The 16,181-nt window shown below is 72.9% G+C and carries 13 protein-coding genes and 1 pseudogene; 8 read left to right on the top strand and 6 right to left on the bottom strand.

The genetic code is table 11. The annotated features are described in order from the left end of the window. Window positions 1–117: 117 nt before the first annotated feature. Window positions 118–534: a helix-turn-helix domain-containing protein gene (locus tag AB0B94_RS16510; RefSeq protein ID WP_210785506.1), complete on the bottom strand. Its 417-nt coding sequence runs from the start codon at window positions 532–534 to the stop codon at window positions 118–120. A gap of 247 nt (window positions 535–781) precedes the next feature. On the opposite strand from AB0B94_RS16510, the gene AB0B94_RS16505 reads away from it, so the two are divergent. After that, complete coding sequence (locus AB0B94_RS16505; RefSeq protein WP_357279402.1) at window positions 782–1,222, top strand: hypothetical protein; 441 nt, start codon at window positions 782–784, stop codon at window positions 1,220–1,222. Window positions 1,223–1,232: 10 nt separating this feature from the next. Here AB0B94_RS16505 and AB0B94_RS16500 read toward each other — a convergent pair whose 3' ends face one another. Beyond that, a complete protein-coding gene (locus AB0B94_RS16500) occupies window positions 1,233–2,393 on the bottom strand; it encodes an SAM-dependent methyltransferase (protein ID WP_357279398.1) in 1,161 nt (386 codons plus the stop codon). An 88-nt stretch (window positions 2,394–2,481) separates the two neighbouring features. Next, window positions 2,482–4,179, bottom strand: a complete 1,698-nt coding sequence (locus AB0B94_RS16495) for a DEAD/DEAH box helicase (protein ID WP_357279393.1) — start codon at window positions 4,177–4,179, stop codon at window positions 2,482–2,484. Between the two features lie 430 nt (window positions 4,180–4,609). Here AB0B94_RS16495 and AB0B94_RS16490 point away from each other — a divergent pair, with 430 nt between their 5' ends. Next, window positions 4,610–5,251 (top strand): ferritin-like fold-containing protein, encoded by a 642-nt coding sequence (locus tag AB0B94_RS16490; protein WP_357279389.1) that lies wholly within the window; start codon window positions 4,610–4,612, stop codon window positions 5,249–5,251. 75 nt (window positions 5,252–5,326) lie between these two features. On the opposite strand, the gene AB0B94_RS16485 is transcribed toward AB0B94_RS16490, so the two are convergent. Further along, on the bottom strand, window positions 5,327–5,554 hold the full coding sequence (locus AB0B94_RS16485; protein WP_088950288.1) for a DUF3107 domain-containing protein: 228 nt from the start codon (window positions 5,552–5,554) through the stop codon (window positions 5,327–5,329). A 64-nt stretch (window positions 5,555–5,618) separates the two neighbouring features. Beyond that, on the bottom strand, window positions 5,619–6,257 hold the full coding sequence (locus tag AB0B94_RS16480; protein ID WP_030489514.1) for a TetR/AcrR family transcriptional regulator: 639 nt from the start codon (window positions 6,255–6,257) through the stop codon (window positions 5,619–5,621). 1,319 nt (window positions 6,258–7,576) lie between these two features. Between AB0B94_RS16480 and AB0B94_RS16475 the strand changes: the two genes are divergently transcribed. The 6 genes and pseudogenes from AB0B94_RS16475 (at window position 7,577) to AB0B94_RS16450 (ending at window position 14,818) form a co-directional block, all read left to right on the top strand. Then, window positions 7,577–9,721, top strand: a complete 2,145-nt coding sequence (locus AB0B94_RS16475) for a hypothetical protein (RefSeq protein ID WP_357280054.1) — start codon at window positions 7,577–7,579, stop codon at window positions 9,719–9,721. A 23-nt stretch (window positions 9,722–9,744) separates the two neighbouring features. Next, window positions 9,745–10,719 carry an alpha/beta hydrolase gene (locus AB0B94_RS16470; protein WP_357279376.1) on the top strand — a complete coding sequence of 325 codons (975 nt, stop codon included), beginning with the start codon at window positions 9,745–9,747 and terminating at the stop codon, window positions 10,717–10,719. 5 nt (window positions 10,720–10,724) lie between these two features. Beyond that, a complete protein-coding gene (locus AB0B94_RS16465; protein ID WP_357279371.1) occupies window positions 10,725–11,570 on the top strand; it encodes a DUF3152 domain-containing protein in 846 nt (281 codons plus the stop codon). Between the two features lie 188 nt (window positions 11,571–11,758). After that, entirely contained in the window at window positions 11,759–12,496 is a 738-nt protein-coding gene (locus AB0B94_RS16460) for a DUF3152 domain-containing protein (RefSeq protein WP_357279366.1), read from the top strand. Between the two features lie 56 nt (window positions 12,497–12,552). After that, window positions 12,553–13,801 (top strand): annotated as a pseudogene (moeZ, locus tag AB0B94_RS16455) (adenylyltransferase/sulfurtransferase MoeZ). Window positions 13,802–13,930: 129 nt separating this feature from the next. Continuing rightward, complete coding sequence (locus tag AB0B94_RS16450; protein WP_357280051.1) at window positions 13,931–14,818, top strand: prenyltransferase/squalene oxidase repeat-containing protein; 888 nt, start codon at window positions 13,931–13,933, stop codon at window positions 14,816–14,818. Window positions 14,819–14,925: 107 nt separating this feature from the next. On the opposite strand, the gene AB0B94_RS16445 is transcribed toward AB0B94_RS16450, so the two are convergent. After that, window positions 14,926–16,167: a glutamate-5-semialdehyde dehydrogenase gene (locus tag AB0B94_RS16445; RefSeq protein ID WP_357279361.1), complete on the bottom strand. Its 1,242-nt coding sequence runs from the start codon at window positions 16,165–16,167 to the stop codon at window positions 14,926–14,928. Window positions 16,168–16,181 lie beyond the last annotated feature (14 nt).

The raw sequence follows: 16,181 nt of genomic DNA, 5'->3' as shown, positions 1-16,181 counted from the left end.
CCCCGTCCCCCCCCCGTTGATCATGAAGTTATTGCCCTTGGCTGCGGCGTGTCGTGGCAATAACTTCATGATCAACGCCCGCAGAGGGTGGGGGTGGGGTGGGGTGGGGGTGGGGGTTTAGCTGGCTCGGCGGATGGGGCGGCGGGCCAGGTAGCGGAGCAGGTCGCGGATGTGGTGCTTCTCCTCGGCGGGGACCGTAGGGTCGGCCAGCCGGTCCAGGATGGCCCGGACATCGGCCTCGACCGGGCCGTCGTCGTGGCGTCGGCGGGGCGCGGGACCGGCGTCGGGCAGCCCGAGCGCGCGGAACGCGGCGGCGACCGGCAGATCCAGTGCGGCGCAGAAGCCGCGCACCTTTGCCAACTCGGGATAGTCCTGCCAGTCGCCGGCCAGCCACCGGAACACTGTGGAGCGGCCCACGCCCGTGTGTGAGGCAAGATCAGTCACGGTCCAGCCGCGTTCGTCGCGAGCGTCATCGATGGCGCGCCGGACGAAGCGGGCGAAGGCCATCTGCGGTGATACGTCGGCTGATCCCATCCCTGTGTGTCTTCCCCCCTGCCGGAGCACCGGGACGATGCGCCTTCCGAGGGTAGTACGCCAGGAGCCGGAAACAATTGACTGACCGCACAAACTGTCCCGTGGACGAGACTTTTCTCTGGAAGCGTGTGTGCAGAACGAAAATTGCATCGAGCGATCTTCATCGTTCTTCAATTAAGCTCGGTGCCCGTCCCGACATGGCGTCTGTCGCCTGCCGCCTCCGACCGGACCATCGCCGAGGAGCACCATGGCCGAATCGAGCCGCCCCCAGCCGTACCAGCCCGGTGCGGTGAGCCTCTTCTTCGTCGCCAAGGCTGGCGTCTTCGCCGCCGCCTTCTGGATCTGGTTGCTGGTCCTGGTGCTCCGCACCGACTCCGCGACCGGCCTCCAGGTGCTGGCCGCCACCGGCACCATCACCACCACGCTGGTCGCGGTCCTGCTCGGCGCCCGGATGGCGTTGCAACACAACGCCGCCATCCGGCACGCCGAGGTGAAGAAGCTGCTGGTCGACATCTCCTGGAACGCCTTCGCAGCGGCCGGCAACGCCGAGACCGGGGGCACCGTCGTGCCGTTCCCGACCGCCCCGGCCGACGGTGACTGGGCCGGCCAGCGGACGGCGGCCGACCGGGTGTCGGTCCTCGACCGGGGTGCCGGCGAGCGCAACGGCGGCCGGGATCGCCGACGCTAGCCACCCACCCCTAGGAGACGGACGCCTCGCCGGCGGCCAGCAGGGTCTCCAGCCGGGGAGTCACCTGCCACTGGTCCACCAGCTCGCGGTACTCCGCGCGCTGTGGCTCGGTCGCCCCGGCACCGGTACGACGGGCGCGGATCAGCAGGTTACGCGGGGTGTGCTGCGAGTCCACGAACTCCACCACCTCGGTCCGGTAGCCGTGCACCCGCAGCAGCCCGGCGCGCAGCGCGTCGGTGAGCACGTCGGCGAAGCGCTCGCGCAGGATGCCCTGCCGGGTCAGCAGCTCGTACGGGGCCGGGGCGGGGTGGGCGCGGAGCTGCTTCGCCAGATCGTGGTGGCAGCACGGCGCGGCCAGCACCCAACGAGCCTCCCAGCGCACCGCGCGGGCCAGCGCCTCGTCGGTGGCGGTGTCGCAGGCGTGCAGCGCCAGCACCAGATCGGGGGCGGGGTCGACGACGGCGTCGGCGATCGTCCCGGCCACGAAGCTGACCTGGTCGGCCCAGCCGAGCCGTTGTGCCAGCTCGGTGTTTCGTCGCCGCTGGTCCTCCCGGACGTCCACGCCGACCAACTGGACGTCGAGCCCTCGACCTGTCAGATAGCGGTACGCGGCGAACGTCAGGTAGGCGTTGCCGCAGCCCAGGTCGACCACCCGTAGCGGACCGGTCAGGTCGTCGGGCAGGGTCGCGGCCAGGGCCCGCAGGAACGCGTCCACCTGGCGGCGCTTCGCCGCCGAGCCGCCGATCTCCGCGAAGATCGGGTCACCGGGGTCGAGCAGGTATTCCTTCGTCCGGTCGTTTCCGGTGGGCGTCGCCGCCGGACGGGAGGTCGCGGCCCGGTGCACCTGCGCCTCGCCGGATTTGGTCACCCGCAGTTGAAGGGTCGCGTCGGCCGTCTCGACGTGCCAGTTACCGAACGGCTCCGCGAGCAGTTCGTCGATCGCCGCAGCGGCCTCCGGACCGGAGGCGAGGTTGCGGGTGTAGGGGCGAGCACCGTCGGACGTGGTGATCTGCATCCGGGGCCCGGCCTTGAGCCGCACCGGCCGCAGTTCGGCCCGTTCAACTGTGGGGCGGCGACCGCGTCGACGTCCGGCGGCGACCGCCCGGGTCAGCGCGGGGTCGAGCAGCAGCGCCCGAACCTCGGTCAGGGCGGCGTCCAGTGGTTGCGGCATCGTTCCATCTTCGGCAGGTGGGGTGGGAGAAGGGAACATCCCCCGTACCGCGCGAGGCGGTGCGGGGGATGTCGGATGTGGCTGGTGGTCAGTCCGCTGTCGCCTCGGCCGGAGTGTCCGCGCCGGAACCGCCACCACGGCGGCGGCGTCGGCGGCGCGGCTTGGACGCCTCGCCGTCAGACGCGGTGGCCGGCTCGGCGGGGCCGGCGTCGGCGGAGATCACCGCTGTCGCCTCGGCCGCGACCACCTCGCCGGCCCGGCGGCGACGCCGGCGGCGGGGGGTACGGGTGCCTTCGTTGCCTTCGTCGGCGGCGTCGCCCGCAGGCGCGTCGGCGACGGCCGGCGTGCCGGCGTCGGAGCGGTCGCGCCGGCCATCGCCCCGACCACGGCGCTCACCGCGACCCTCACCACGGCTCTCGCCGCGTCGGGGGCCCCGACCACCGCTGTCGCCCCGACGGGAGCGGGTCGTCCCACCCAGATCCTCTTCGATCTCGGCGGACAGCCCGGCCCGGGTGCGCTCGGCGGTGGGCAGCGTGCCGCTGACCTCGGTGGAGATGTGCAGGTCGGTGTAGAGGTGCGGCGACGTGTGGTACGTCTCCGGCGGCTCCGGCATCTCCAGACCGAGGGTCTTGTCGATGATCCGCCAGCGCGGCATGTCGTCCCAGTCGACGAACGTCACCGCGACACCCGTCGCGCCGGCCCGGCCGGTACGACCGATCCGGTGGGTGTAGGTGTCCTGGTCTTCCGGGCAGTCGTAGTTGATGACGTGGGTGACGCCGGTGACGTCCAGCCCACGCGCCGCCACGTCGGTGGCGACCAGGATGTCGATCTTGCCGGCCCGGAAGGCCCGCAGGGCCCGCTCGCGGGCGCCCTGGCCGAGGTCACCATGCACCGCGGCGACCGCGAACCCGCGGAAGTCGAGGTCCTCGGCGACCCGGTCGGCGGCGCGCTTGGTACGCGTGAAGATCATGGTCAGCCCACGCCCCTCCGCCTGGAGGATGCGCGCCACCACCTCGACCTTGTTCATCGAGTGGGTGCGGTAGACCAACTGCTGGGTCTGCGGCGACGGGCCGGTCTCGGCGGTGTGCCCGGCGTGGATCGTCATCGGCTGGCGCAGGAAGCGGCGCGACAATGTGACGATCGGGTCCGGCATGGTGGCCGAGAAGAGCATCGTCTGCCGGTCTTCCGGAAGCATCGCCAGGATCTTCTCGACGTCGTCGAGGAAGCCCAGGTCGAGCATCCGGTCGGCCTCGTCGAGGACCAGTGCGTGCACCCGGTCGAGCCGGAGGTGCTTCTGCTTCTGCAGGTCCATCAGTCGGCCGGGCGTGCCGACCAGGATCTCGACGCCCTTGCGCAGCGCGTCGATCTGCGGCTCGTACGCCACGCCGCCGTAGATCGGCAGCACCCGGACGCCACGCGTCCGGCCGGCGGCGGCCAGGTCCTTGGCGACCTGGATGCCCAGCTCGCGGGTGGGGACGACGACCAGGGCCTGGGGGACACCGTCGCTGCCCTCGCCCGGCGCGAAGACCCGGTCGAGCAGGGGTACGCCGAAGCCGAGGGTCTTGCCGGTGCCGGTGGGCGCCTGACCGATCAGGTCGACGCCGCGCAGCGCGATCGGGATGGCGTATTCCTGGATGGCGAAGGCGCGGGTGATGCCGGCCGAGGCCAGGGCCTCGACGGTCTCGGCGCGGGCGCCGAGTGCGGCGAACGTGGGGGCCTCCGGTCGAACCGGGGCGGTGGGGGCCAGTTCCTGGCCGTCCAGCAAATCTTGAGTCAGGTCGCTCATGTGGATGTGGGGGTGCCCTCTCGTGGGTGCGCCCGTCATGTCCTCAGGGCGCGTTCGGTATGACGCGGGCCACACGGTCGGCGGCAGATTGCCGAGCCGGACCGGGCCGCACGCGCGCCGCGGGCTGAGCTTCGATCAGATCGGCGCCCACGGCAACTGCTCCATGTTACCTGAACAGGCATGCCCCCGTCCCGATTCCCAATCGGCCACTCGCCACGCGGGGCAAGCATTTGTGACCCACGCCACACCAACCCCCGCGCCCCCGCCTCCACGCCCGCCCGCCCCGCACCCCCGCGCCCCGCCCCCGCTCCGTGTCGATCATGGAGTTGTGGTGGTGGACAAAAGGCTCTGAACGCAACTAACCGCGCACCACACCTTCATGATCGACACGGGGCGGCGCGGCGGGCGGTCACGGGATAGCCTGCCGCTCGTGTCCGCTTCTGGTTCCGCGTACGCCGACCTGCTGGGTCTGGTCGCCTTCGGTGAGCTGCTCGCCTTCGAGCGGATGGCGGGTGATGCCCGGCTCGCCCCTGACCTGCGCCGCCGGGCCGCGCTGAACGAGATGGCCGGGGCCGAGATCGCCAACTACCGGCGCCTCGCCGACCGGCTCAGGGTGTTGGGCGTACCGCCCGAAGACGCGATGGCGCCCTACGTCGAGCCGTTGCAGGCGTACCACGATTCGACCGAGCCACGGGACTGGGCGGAAGTGGTCACCAAGGCGTACGTGGGCGACGCGATCACCGACGACTTCGTTCGCGAGATCGCCGACGCGCTGGAGGAACCGGACCGGGCCCTGGTGCTGGACGTCCTGCACGACTCCCGGTACGCGGAGTTCGCCGCGGTGGAGATCCGGGCGGCCGTCGCCGACGACCCCCGGGTGGCCGGTCGACTCTCCATGTGGGCCCGGCGGCTGGTCGGTGAGGCGTTGTCCCAGGCCGGCCGAGTCGCCGCCGAGCGGGCCACCCTCACCGCGCTGATCGCACGCGACGGCCGGGTCGACGTGCCGGGGCTGTTCGGCAGGCTCACCACCGCGCACACCGCGCGAATGGCCGCCGCCGGGCTGAACAACTGACCACCCGGCCGGTTCGGCCGGTGCCGGCCTGCGGCAGGTGGGCCGAGTGCCGACCTGCCGCGATGGCCGGACCGGTCAGCGGACGGTGAACCCGACCGCCCGCGACGACGCCTCGGCGATCTCGACGTAGGCGACCTTCTCGACCGGAACGATGACCCGCCGGCCCTTCTCGTCGGTCAGGGAGAGCGTGCCGCCGTTACCGGCGAAGGCGTCGGTCACGATCTGCTCGATCTCGGCCGGCGACTGCGCGCTGTCCACTACCAGCTCGCGTGGCGCGTACTGCACGCCGATCTTGACCTCCACTGTGCCTCCTCAACTGGGGCGAAAGAACCGCCCTGCGAAGGCTATCCGATCACGGGGCCAGCGGTCAGGCTGACTCACCTTGCAGCGGGAAGCTCGCGATGCCCCGCCACGACAGCGCGGCCACCAACGCCTCGGCCTCGGCCTTCGGCACCTGCCGGCCGCCGGCCAGCCAGAACTGCGCGGCCGTCTCCGCCGCGCCGACCAGCCCGGAGGCGAGCAGCTCGGCGTGCGCCCGGCTCACCCCGGTGTCGGAGATGATGGTGTCGGTGATCGCCGCGATGCAGCCCTGTTCGACCCGTTCCACCCGCTGCCGCACCGCCGGGTCGTTGCGCAGATCCGACTCGAAGACGAGCCGGAACGCCTCGCTCTCGTGGTCGACGAAGTCAAAGTACGCCCGTACCGACGCGCTGACCCGCTCCTTGTTGTCGCTGGTGCCGCGCATCGCGTCCTGCACCTGAGCGACGATGGCGTCACAGTGCGTGTCGAGCAGCGCGAGGTAGAGATCCATCTTTCCGGGAAAGTGTTGGTAGAGCACCGGCTTCGAAACCCCGGCCCGCTCGGCGATGTCGTCCATCGCGGCGGCGTGGTAGCCCTGCGCGACGAACACCTCCTGCGCCGCAGCGAGAAGCTGCTTACGGCGTGCGGAGCGGGGCAGGCGGGTGGGCCGGCCGGCGGTCTGTGCACCGTTCCCCGCAGCGGTCATGGGATCCTCCGAGTTCTCCGTACGAGCCGGCATTTTCCCCCCAGACCGGGCGAGGCCCGTGACCTCGGTCGTGGAAATGGCCCGCCGCTGTAACTTATCGCCACTCTCGGCACACGGTAGCCTCAGCGGGGGCGACCAAGGAGCGCGCGGTGAGTGAAACAGGGCAACCCGGAGCCGCCACCCCGGGAGAGCACGGTGACGGAGCGGGTCAGCACGACGACCCGAGCCGTTCCGTCAGTGGGTGGGCGCCTCCGGCGGGTGGGTGGCCCCGAGCCGCCGACCGCGAGGACGCCCGGGATGAGGCGCCGCGCTGGCAGCCCGACCCCGCATCGGGCTGGCGGAGCTCCTCGACACGGCACGGTGACCTGCCATCGCCGCTGGTCGGGCGGTCGGGCGACCCGGAGTCGCCGGCCCGCGCCAACGGCCACCACGTCAACGGGGCGCACCACCCGGACGACGTCAACGGCGTCCCTCACCCCGGTCTCGAACCGCCCGCAGGGCGCCCCACGCCGGTGAGCGCCCCGCCCGGGCTGCCCGCTGAGGGGCGTCCCGGGGCGGCCAGCGACCGGCTCGTGGTGCCCGCCCAACGTCCCGCACCGCCGACGGAGCAGAGTGCCGTCGAGCCCGACCCGGGCTCCGCCCCACAGTTCACAGTCGATCCGGCCGCCGCGCACCGTGCCCGCTGGGCCGAGCCCGGGTTGCCCACCTCGGCCCCGCCGGCCGTCCAGGTGCCGCCCGTCGGCACCGCGGCGTCGGGCTTTGAGGTGCCGCCCGGTTTCCACGCGCCGACCGGCGAGCGGCTGGCCGCCGACGAGAGTCCGACCGCGCCACGCGACTGGCGGGACCCGCTCGCACCCGAGCCCGTGGGACGCACCCCGGGCCCGACCGCGTCCGCCGACGAGGGCGAGCCCGGTCGCGCTAGCGAGGGTTCCCGGCCGGCGGAGACGCACCGCGCCGCAGAGGCGCACCGCAGCGGGGAGGCACACCGCGCCGGGGAGTCGTCTGCCATCGAGCCCGACTGGTCGGGGCCGAACTGGAACCGTCCGAGCTGGGGTGGCGGGTGGGCCCCGCCCTGGTCGCGCCAGGACGACGAGGCGGCTGGCCCGGCAGCACGGGACGAGTCGGCACCGGACTGGGTCGGCGAACCCCACCAGCCGTACGAGCCGGTGCGCGCCGAGGTGCCCCGTCCGTACGAGCCGGTGCGCGCCGAACCACCCCGGGCGTACGAACCCGCCCGGGTCGAGTCCGAGTCCACCCCGGAACGCCCCGCCGAACCGACCGCCGCACCGCCTGTTGATCGTCCGTCGTGGGCTGGTGGTGTGACGCCGACCAGCGGTCCGCCTGTTGATCGCCCGTCCTGGGCTGGTGGTGCGACGCCGACCAGCGGTCCGCCTGCTGACCGTCCGTCCTGGGCGGGGTCCGGGGCGACCGGCGGATCCCGGGCCGACCGCCCGTCCTGGGCTGGCGGGGCCGATCCCGACCCCACCGCCGCGTCACCCGCGCGGCCCTCCTGGGCTGGCGGGTCCGATCCGACGCCGACCAGCGTGCCGCCGGTGCGGCCGTCCTGGGCCGGCGGGTCCGAGGCGGCGACCAGCGTGCCGCCGGTGCGGCCGTCCTGGGCCGGCGGGTCCGAACCGCCTGCGACCGGCGCGGCGTCGACGCGGCAGTCAGTGGCCGGTGGTGCCGATCCGGCGCCGGCCGCTTCGCCGTCGGCGCGACCCTCCTGGGCCTCCAGCCCGGCATCGGCCGACCCGCCCGCACCGCCCGAGGCGATACCTCCGGCACCCGCCGGACCGCCTCCGGCTCCGGCCGGGCCACCTCCCACGCTGACCGACGCGCCACCGGCTCCGGCGGGCCCGTCGCTGGTCGCGGAGCGCTCGTCCTGGACCGGCGGTTCGCCGACGGCGAGCAGGTCCCGGGCCGAGCGGCCGGACTGGTCCGAGGGCCGGCTCCCGGCCACCCCGGTCGAGCGCCCGTCGTGGCCGGCCAGCCGGTCGGCCAGCGCCGGTGAGGGCGAGACGCCCGGCCGGTCCCGGCCCGACGTCCGGCCGACAGCACCGTTCCGGCTCCGGCCGGCGACACCCGAGCCCGGTCCGTCACCCGTCGAGCTGTCCCCACCGGCCGCGCCGGTCAACGGTTCGCCATCGACCGACGCCACCCCGTCCTCCACCACAGCGGTCCCGCCCGCCGCCACAAAGGGTTCCGGCCGCCGCGATCAGCCCGCCCCGGCGTCCGCCTCCGCCTACGCGGCGCGCCGATCCGCTCCCGACCCGACGTCGCCGGCAGACGATGGCCGGGAGTCGACTGCGAGCGCGGTGGTGCTGCCGCAGCGCGTCCCCGCAGAACCGGACGTGCCCGTCGTGCCGGAGCCGCCAGCCGTGGAGCCACCCGCCGAAACCCCGGAACTTGCCCGCATCGCCACTCACCTGCGCCGGGATGACGAGCCAGCTCCACTGCGCGAGCGCCCCGAGGGGTTCGATGTCAACGCCATCCTGGACGCCGTCCGGGAGGTGGCCGGTGTCCGCGACGCGGCCCTGCGCCGCACGCCGGCGGGGGCGCACAGTCTGCGACTCGACCTCGCCGACGGTGCCGACCCGGCCGAGGTGAGTCGGCAGGTGGCCCGGCTGCTCCAGGAGCGGATGGGGCTGGCCGCAGCTCCGCAGAACGTGCCCGGCCTGCCCAGCACGCCACCTCCACCGGTTCGCCGTCGCGCGGCCGAGCCCGCCGAGCGGCGTACCCCGGAGACTCGAAACGCGGCTTCGCGCGACCCCGGCGAGGTTCGGTCGGCCGAGTCGCCGACGGTCGCCCGCCAGTCCGGCGGTCGGGCCGATTCCCCGCCGGCCGGGCCGGAGCAGCGGACCGGCACGGACCCGATGCGCCGCCGCCGGTCGAACGCCCCGCACCGGGGGCGCGCCACGGTGGAGGAACCCGGCTCGGTCTCTTCCGCGCCGACCGGCGCCGCGACCGGTAGCCCGGCGACGCTGGGTACGTCGTACTCCGGTGGCCAGGTGACCACGACGGAGTCGGCGCCGTCCCGGCCGCTGGAGACCGGCGGTGCGCCGGGGCCCCGAGTGGTGATCGACCACGTGCAGGTCAGCACCTTCGGCCTGGACGCGAACGTGGAGGTCCGGCTGCTGGCCGGGGGCGACAGCGCCTCCGGGTACGCCACCGGGCCGGCGGTGGACGGCTACGTGTTGCGGCTCTGCGCGGTGGCGGCGGCGGCCGCGGTGGACGAGTTGCTGCGCGGTGCCGAGAACGCCGAGCGGGGGCGCTGTTTCGTCGAACACGCTGCTGTGGTGCCGTTCGGCAATTGCGAGGTGGCCACAGTGGTGGCGCTGCTGGTCTGTGAGGGCTGGGTCGAGCAGCTCGCCGGGTCGGCCCTGGTCGCTGGTGATCCGCGTCAGGCGGTGGTCCGGGCGACGCTGGCGGCGGTCAACCGTCGGCTGGAGGCGCTGCTGTCCTGAGTGGTCCGAGGCAGACTGGAGCAATGAGACGCGCCACCCTCTGGCCGGACCACCTGCTCCCCGACGACTGCGTTCCGCCGCCGTGGCCGGGCCGGGAAGTCCGCCTCGACGGACGGGTCACGTACGTGCGGGACACCCCGGCCACCGCCGCTGGCGCGGAGCCGGCGCTGTACGTGCACGGGTTGGGCGGTTCGTCGCAGAACTGGACCGACCTGGCCGGGCTGCTTGCCGACCGGCTGGACGGTCAGGCCATCGACCTGCCCGGCTTCGGCCGTAGCGAGCCGGGCCCGAGCTACACGATTCAGGCCTTCGCGGATCTGGTGGTCCGCTGGATCGAGCATTCCGGTCGAGGGCCGGTGCACCTGTTCGGCAATTCGCTGGGCGGCGCTGTGGCGGTCCAGGTCGCCGGGCTCCGGCCGGATCTGGTCCGCACCCTGACCCTGATCTCCCCGGCGCTGCCGTTCCTGGATTTCCGGCGCTCGTTGCAGGGGCGGATGCTGCCGGTGCTCGCCATTCCGCGAGGGGAGCGGCTGGTCGCCCGGCACCTCACCCAGCTCGCTCCCGAGGTGATGGCTCAGCAGGTGCTGGAGGCGTGCGTCGCCGACCTCAGCCGGATCTGCGATCAGCGCCGGGCCGAGGCGCTGGAGGAGATCCGGGTGCGGTACGAGGCCGAGCACTACGCCGCCGCGTACGTCCGGACGTTCCGTGGGCTGGTCTCCAGCTTCCTGCGGGCGTACCTGCCGGGGCCGGGCTCGCTGTGGCGCCTCGCCGGGGCGGTACGCGCTCCGACGCTGGTGGTGGGCGGTCTGCAGGACCGTCTGGTCGACGTGCGGGTCGGGCCGCAGACCGCCCGGGTCATTCCGGACAGCCGATTGATGATGCTTGAGGGCGTCGGTCATGTGGCGCAGTTGGAGGTTCCCCGGCTGGTTGCCCGCGCGGTGGTCGGCCTGCTCGCCGAAACGGAGGACACCGCGGGGCGGTCTGATCTGGCAGGCTGACCTGGATGCCCAGCTCAGCCCGCCATCCTGCTCGCCGTCGGCGACGTTTCGCGCTGTTCGCCCAACTGGTGGCGGTGGTGGTGGCCGTCGGTGCGGTGGTGACCGTGGTCGCCGAGGGGCCGGGTGGGCGTCCCGGCGCTGAGCGGTTGGCCGCCGAGGAGATCGGCCCGCCGCCGCTGGTGGCCGGGCCGCTGCCGCCCGACCCGTCGCCCTCTGCCGCGGTTGCGTCCAGCCCGGCCCCGGTGTTGCGGGTGCCCGGCGCGGTCCCGAGCGCCGGCACCGGCGGGTTCGGCTACGACGCCCGCTCCGGCCCGGTGCTGGGTCGGGCGGGTGAGCTGCGGCGTTACCGGGTCGCTGTGGAGTCGGGCAGTGCCGAAAGCGTCACCGGGTTCGCCCAGGCGGTTGAGGCGGCGCTCGCCGGGCCGGGCAGTTGGGTCGACAGCGGCAGGTTGCGGCTACAGCAGGTGCCGGGGGCTGCGCCTCGGGACTTCACCGTCTACCTGGCGACCGCCCGGACCGCGGGTCGGATGTGCGCGAAGGGTGGGGTGGACATCCGGATCGGCGGTCGCCCGTACACGTCCTGTCGGGCGCCTGGCCAGGTGATCATCAACCTGGATCGGTGGCGGTTGTCGGTGCCGCACTTCGTCTCGGCCGGTGTGCCGTTGGCTGTCTACCGGACGTACGTGGTCAATCACGAGGTGGGTCACCAGCTCGGGCATCGGCACGAGCGCTGTCCCGGTGCTGGCCGGCCCGCGCCGGTGATGATGCAGCAGACGCTCTTACTCAACGGCTGCCGGGTCAACCCCTGGCCGTACCTGAACGGGCGTCGATACACCGGTCCCGCCCTGTGAGTGGATCGGCCCGACACGCCGACGAATGACTCCTCCATCAGGCGTCTTGCGGCAATAGCCATAAAAACGGAGAAATGCCCGAATAATCTGGCACGCTTGATCCTATGACGCCGTCGTCCCCTTACGGCCCGCCCCGGCCGCCCGAGTCCCGGTCGGCGGCCCGGGGTGCGCGTCCCGCGTTCGTCCGGATGCACAGGCGTCGTCGTCGCAGCATGCTGCTCGGCCTGCTCGTGCTCGCGACCGCCATCGGGGTGACGGTGAGTCGGGGCGGCGAGCCGTCGGTCGAGCCTCCGGCCACCACGCAGGGTGGCATGGGCCACGGCGGTGGGCTGGCCGCGCACCCGGCGCCCACCGGCTATCCGTCGGTCGGAGCGGGACGCTTCACGGCGGCCGACGGCGAGACGTCGGTGCACGGCACGGATGGACCGCTGCACCGGTACCGGGTCGTCGTCGAACGAGACGCCGGCCAGGACGCCGACGTGTTCGCCGCCACGGTGGACGAGGTGCTGGCCGACCCGCGCAGTTGGATCGCGTCCGATGAGCTGCGGGTGCAACGGGTGGCCGACGCCGGAGCCGCCGACTTCACCATCTACCTGGCCACCCCTGTCACGTCCGAGCGGATGTGCGCCGAGGGCGGACTGACCACCGAGCGCTACACCTCCTGTCGGCTGCCCGGTCAGGTCATCATCAACCTGGCCCGCTGGATGGAGGCGGTCCCCGACTACGGCGCCTCGCTGGACACCTACCGGACGTACGTCATCAACCACGAGGTGGGCCACGAGTTCGGCGAGGAGCACGAGGCGTGCCCCGGCCCGGGGGAGCCCGCCCCGGTGATGCAGCAGCAGACGTACGGGCTGCAAGGGTGCGTCGCCAACGCCTGGCCGTACCTCGACGGTCGTCGCTACGCGGGGGACATCGTCCCCTGATCTGCCGGGTCGTCGGTTATTCCCGCTCCCGCATAGCGGACCACGTGTCGTCCCTCATGGCCGAGGAGGGCTCCGGCGAGCAACAATGGCGCGGTTCACACCGCCGATCCCGGGGAGTCCACCGTGTCGTTGCCCCCGCTCGTCGAGCCCGCCGCCGAGCTGACCGTAGACGAGATCCGCCGCTACTCACGTCACTTGATCATTCCGGACGTCGGGGTGACCGGCCAGAAGCGGCTGAAGAACGCCCGGGTGCTCTGTGTCGGTGCCGGTGGCCTCGGGTCGCCCGCCCTGTTGTACCTCGCCGCGGCGGGCGTCGGCACGCTCGGCATCATCGACTTCGACACCGTCGACGAGTCGAACCTCCAGCGCCAGGTCATCCACGGCGTGTCCGACGTCGGCCGGTCCAAGGCCGAGTCCGCCGCCGCGTCGATCCGCGAGATCAACCCCCTGGTCAACGTGGAGATCCACAACACCGCGCTGGACCGGGAGAACGTCCGCGAGATCTTCGCCCAGTACGACCTGATCGTCGACGGCACCGACAACTTCGCCACCCGCTACATGGTGAACGACGCGGCGGTGCTGCTGGGCAAGCCGTACGTCTGGGGCTCGATCTACCGCTTCGACGGCCAGGCGTCGGTGTTCTGGGCCGAGCACGGCCCCTGCTACCGCTGCCTCTACCCGGAGCCGCCGCCGCCCGGCATGGTCCCCTCCTGCGCGGAGGGCGGCGTGCTCGGAGTGCTCTGCGCGTCGATCGGTTCGATCCAGGTGAACGAGGCGATCAAGCTGCTCACCGGCATCGGTGAGCCGCTGGTCGGCCGCCTGATGGTCTACGACGCCCTGGAGATGGAATACCGCAAGATCAAGGTCCGCAAGGACCCGAACTGCGCGCTCTGCGGCGACAACCCGACCGTCACCGACCTGCTGGAAGACTACGAGGACTTCTGCGGCGCGGTCTCCGAGGAGGCCCAGGAGGCGACGCTCGACTCGACCATCACCGCCCTGGAGCTCAAGGAGTGGCAGGACGCCGGCAAGGACATCTTCCTCGTCGACGTACGCGAGCCGGCCGAGTACGAGATCGTCCGGATCCCCGGCGCCACCCTGATCCCCAAGGGCGACATCATCTCCGGTGAGGCCCTCGCGAAGCTGCCGCAGGACCGGCAGATCGTGCTGCACTGCAAGTCCGGCGTCCGCTCGGCGGAGGCGCTCGCCGCGCTCAAGGCGGCCGGTTTCAGGGACGCCGTGCACGTGCAGGGCGGCGTGCTCTCCTGGATCAAGCAGATCGACCCGTCGCTGCCCGCGTACTGACCGATCGAGCCGGGGCGGCCCTGGCGCGGCCACGCCGCCGCGCCGGGGTGGCCCACGGCGACCGCCCCGGCAAATCGACGCAGATGACGCCGAGCGGCCGTCCGGCCGGAGCGACGCAGCCATTCCGGGCTGGCCGATTCTCCGAGGCGGCATCGCGTCTGCGCAGGTAGCGTCTCCGCCGTGGTCGACTTGGAAGCCGCGATCGGGTTCGTCGTGGCGCATGGGGATGCGGTGGAACGCGCCCGCCTCTCCTGGCTCCGCAACGGCACCGCCGTGCCCGCCGAGTTGCTGGAGACGGCCGAGGTGGGCCAGTCACCGGACGGCGGCTGGCCGGCCACCTGGGGCGGCGAGGTCGCCTCGATCGACGCCACCTGTTTCCGGCTCGTCGAGCTGGACGACCTGGGCGGGCTCGGCCGTCCCGCCGCCCGCCGCGCGCTGGACTGGCTGGCCTCCCGGCAGCAGGCCGACGGCGGTTGGGAAGAGGACGCGTCGCTGGCCGACTCGGCACCGGAGTGGGCCCGTCCCGGCGACCCGGAGGCCGGGTTCCTCGTGACGGCCAACGCCGGCTTCTGGCTCACCGTCGCTGGCCTGGACGCCCGGGCCTCGGGTCCGCTCGACCATCGGGTCGGTGGGGCGTACGCCGGGGTGGTGCAGGCGGCTGCCCACTCGCTCGCCGTGCGGCTGCGTCCGGACGGTAGCTGGCCGTCGTACCTCGCCGCCGGCTGGCTGAGCGCGGCCGTGCTGCACCGGCAGGAGATGTTCCAGGAGTCCGCCCGGATCCAGGTGGTGCTCGCCGAGCGGATGCCGAAGATGCCCCCTGGGGACGTGGCGTGGCTGGCGGCCACGTTGCGCCGCGCCGGCGTCGATCCACAGGACTGGATCATGGTGCGGGCGCTGCGCCGGCTGACCGAGACCCAACGCAGCGACGGCGGGTGGGAGAGCGAGGACGGCCACCAGTTCGACGTGCACGCCACGCTGGCCGCGATCCGGGCGGCCCGCCCCGCGCCGACAGGCTGACGCCGGGCCCCACCTCGCCGATCTTGCAGTTCCTGTCACGGATTTGCGGCCACATGCCCCTTATGTCGAGACAGCAAATGCAAGATCGCGGAAGTGGGGGTAGGGCTTCAGCGCACGTGGCCGTCGCCGGTGACGACGTACTTGGTGCTGGTCAACTCGGGCAGGCCCATCGGACCGCGAGCGTGCAGCTTCTGGGTGGAGATGCCGATCTCCGCCCCGAAGCCGAACTCGCCGCCGTCGGTGAACCGGGTCGAAGCGTTCACCATCACCGCCGCGGCGTCCACCCTCGCGACGAAGTCGCGGGCCGCGCTCGCCGAGTCGGTCACGATCGCCTCGGTGTGCCCGGTGCCGAAGCGGCGGATGTGCGCGACCGCCGCGTCCAGCGAGTCGACCACCGCCACCGAGATGTCGGCGGACAGGTACTCGGTGGCGTAGTCCTCCTCGGTCGCCGGGACCACAGCGGCGGAGTGGGCGGCCACAGCGGGTGAGCCGTGCACCGTCACCCCCGCCTCGGCGAACGCGGCCAGCACCGGCGGCAGGAATGCGTCGGCGATGCCCGCGTGCACCAGCAGCGACTCGGCGGTGTTGCAGGTGGACAGGCGTTGCGTCTTGGCGTTCAGCGTCACCGCCACGGCCTTCGCCAGGTCGGCGGCGGCATCGACGTAGACGTGGCAGTTGCCCACCCCGGTCTCGATCACCGGCACTGTCGACTCCTCGACCACGGTCCGGATGAGCGACGCGCCACCACGCGGAATGAGCACGTCGACGAGGCCCCTGGCGCGCATCAGCTCCTTCACCGAGTCACGGGAGCTGGCATCGAGCAACTGCACCGCGTCGGCGGGCAGACCGGCCCCGGCGACCGCGTCGCGCAGCACCGCGACCAGCGCGGCGTTCGAGTGCGCGGCCGACGACGACCCGCGCAGCAGCGCCGCGTTGCCGGACTTGAGGCAGATCCCGGCGGCGTCCACCGTCACGTTGGGCCGCGCCTCGTAGATGATGCCGACGACCCCGAACGGCACCCGGATCTGACGCAGTTCCAGGCCGTTGGGCAGGGTGGACCCGCGGACCACCTCGCCGACCGGGTCGGGCAACGCTGCCATCTCACGCAGCGCGTCGGCGATGCCGGCCACCCGATCCGCGTCGAGCGCGAGCCGGTCCAGCACTGCCGCGCTCAGCCCGGCCTCACGTCCAGCCGCCAGGTCCGTCTCGTTCGCGGTCAGGATCTCCGGTGTACGCGCCACCAGCGCGTCGGCCATCGCGACCAGCGCGGCGTCCTTGACCGTACGCGTGGCCACGGCCAACTCCGCGGCGGCGTCCCTCGCCCGTCGCGCCTGCTCGGTAACGCTCATGCCGGCACTCCTCA

Origin of the sequence: Micromonospora sp. NPDC048986, assembly GCF_040649335.1 — a bacterium.
GTDB lineage: Bacteria > Actinomycetota > Actinomycetes > Mycobacteriales > Micromonosporaceae > Micromonospora > Micromonospora alfalfae.
Note: the sequence above shows the minus strand (reverse complement) of the source record. Positions and strands in the feature narration are given on the sequence as shown.

Excerpts from the sequence above, each read along its gene's own strand:
- AB0B94_RS16510 (WP_210785506.1), bottom strand. The coding sequence starts at position 534 with ATGGGATCAGCCGACGTATCACCGCAGATGGCCTTCGCCCGCTTCGTC.
- AB0B94_RS16505 (WP_357279402.1), top strand. The coding sequence starts at position 782 with ATGGCCGAATCGAGCCGCCCCCAGCCGTACCAGCCCGGTGCGGTGAGC.
- AB0B94_RS16500 (WP_357279398.1), bottom strand. The coding sequence starts at position 2,393 with ATGCCGCAACCACTGGACGCCGCCCTGACCGAGGTTCGGGCGCTGCTG.
- AB0B94_RS16495 (WP_357279393.1), bottom strand. The coding sequence starts at position 4,179 with ATGAGCGACCTGACTCAAGATTTGCTGGACGGCCAGGAACTGGCCCCC.
- AB0B94_RS16480 (WP_030489514.1), bottom strand. The coding sequence starts at position 6,257 with ATGACCGCTGCGGGGAACGGTGCACAGACCGCCGGCCGGCCCACCCGC.
- AB0B94_RS16470 (WP_357279376.1), top strand. The coding sequence starts at position 9,745 with ATGAGACGCGCCACCCTCTGGCCGGACCACCTGCTCCCCGACGACTGC.
- AB0B94_RS16465 (WP_357279371.1), top strand. The coding sequence starts at position 10,725 with ATGCCCAGCTCAGCCCGCCATCCTGCTCGCCGTCGGCGACGTTTCGCG.
- AB0B94_RS16460 (WP_357279366.1), top strand. The coding sequence starts at position 11,759 with ATGCACAGGCGTCGTCGTCGCAGCATGCTGCTCGGCCTGCTCGTGCTC.
- AB0B94_RS16445 (WP_357279361.1), bottom strand. The coding sequence starts at position 16,167 with ATGAGCGTTACCGAGCAGGCGCGACGGGCGAGGGACGCCGCCGCGGAG.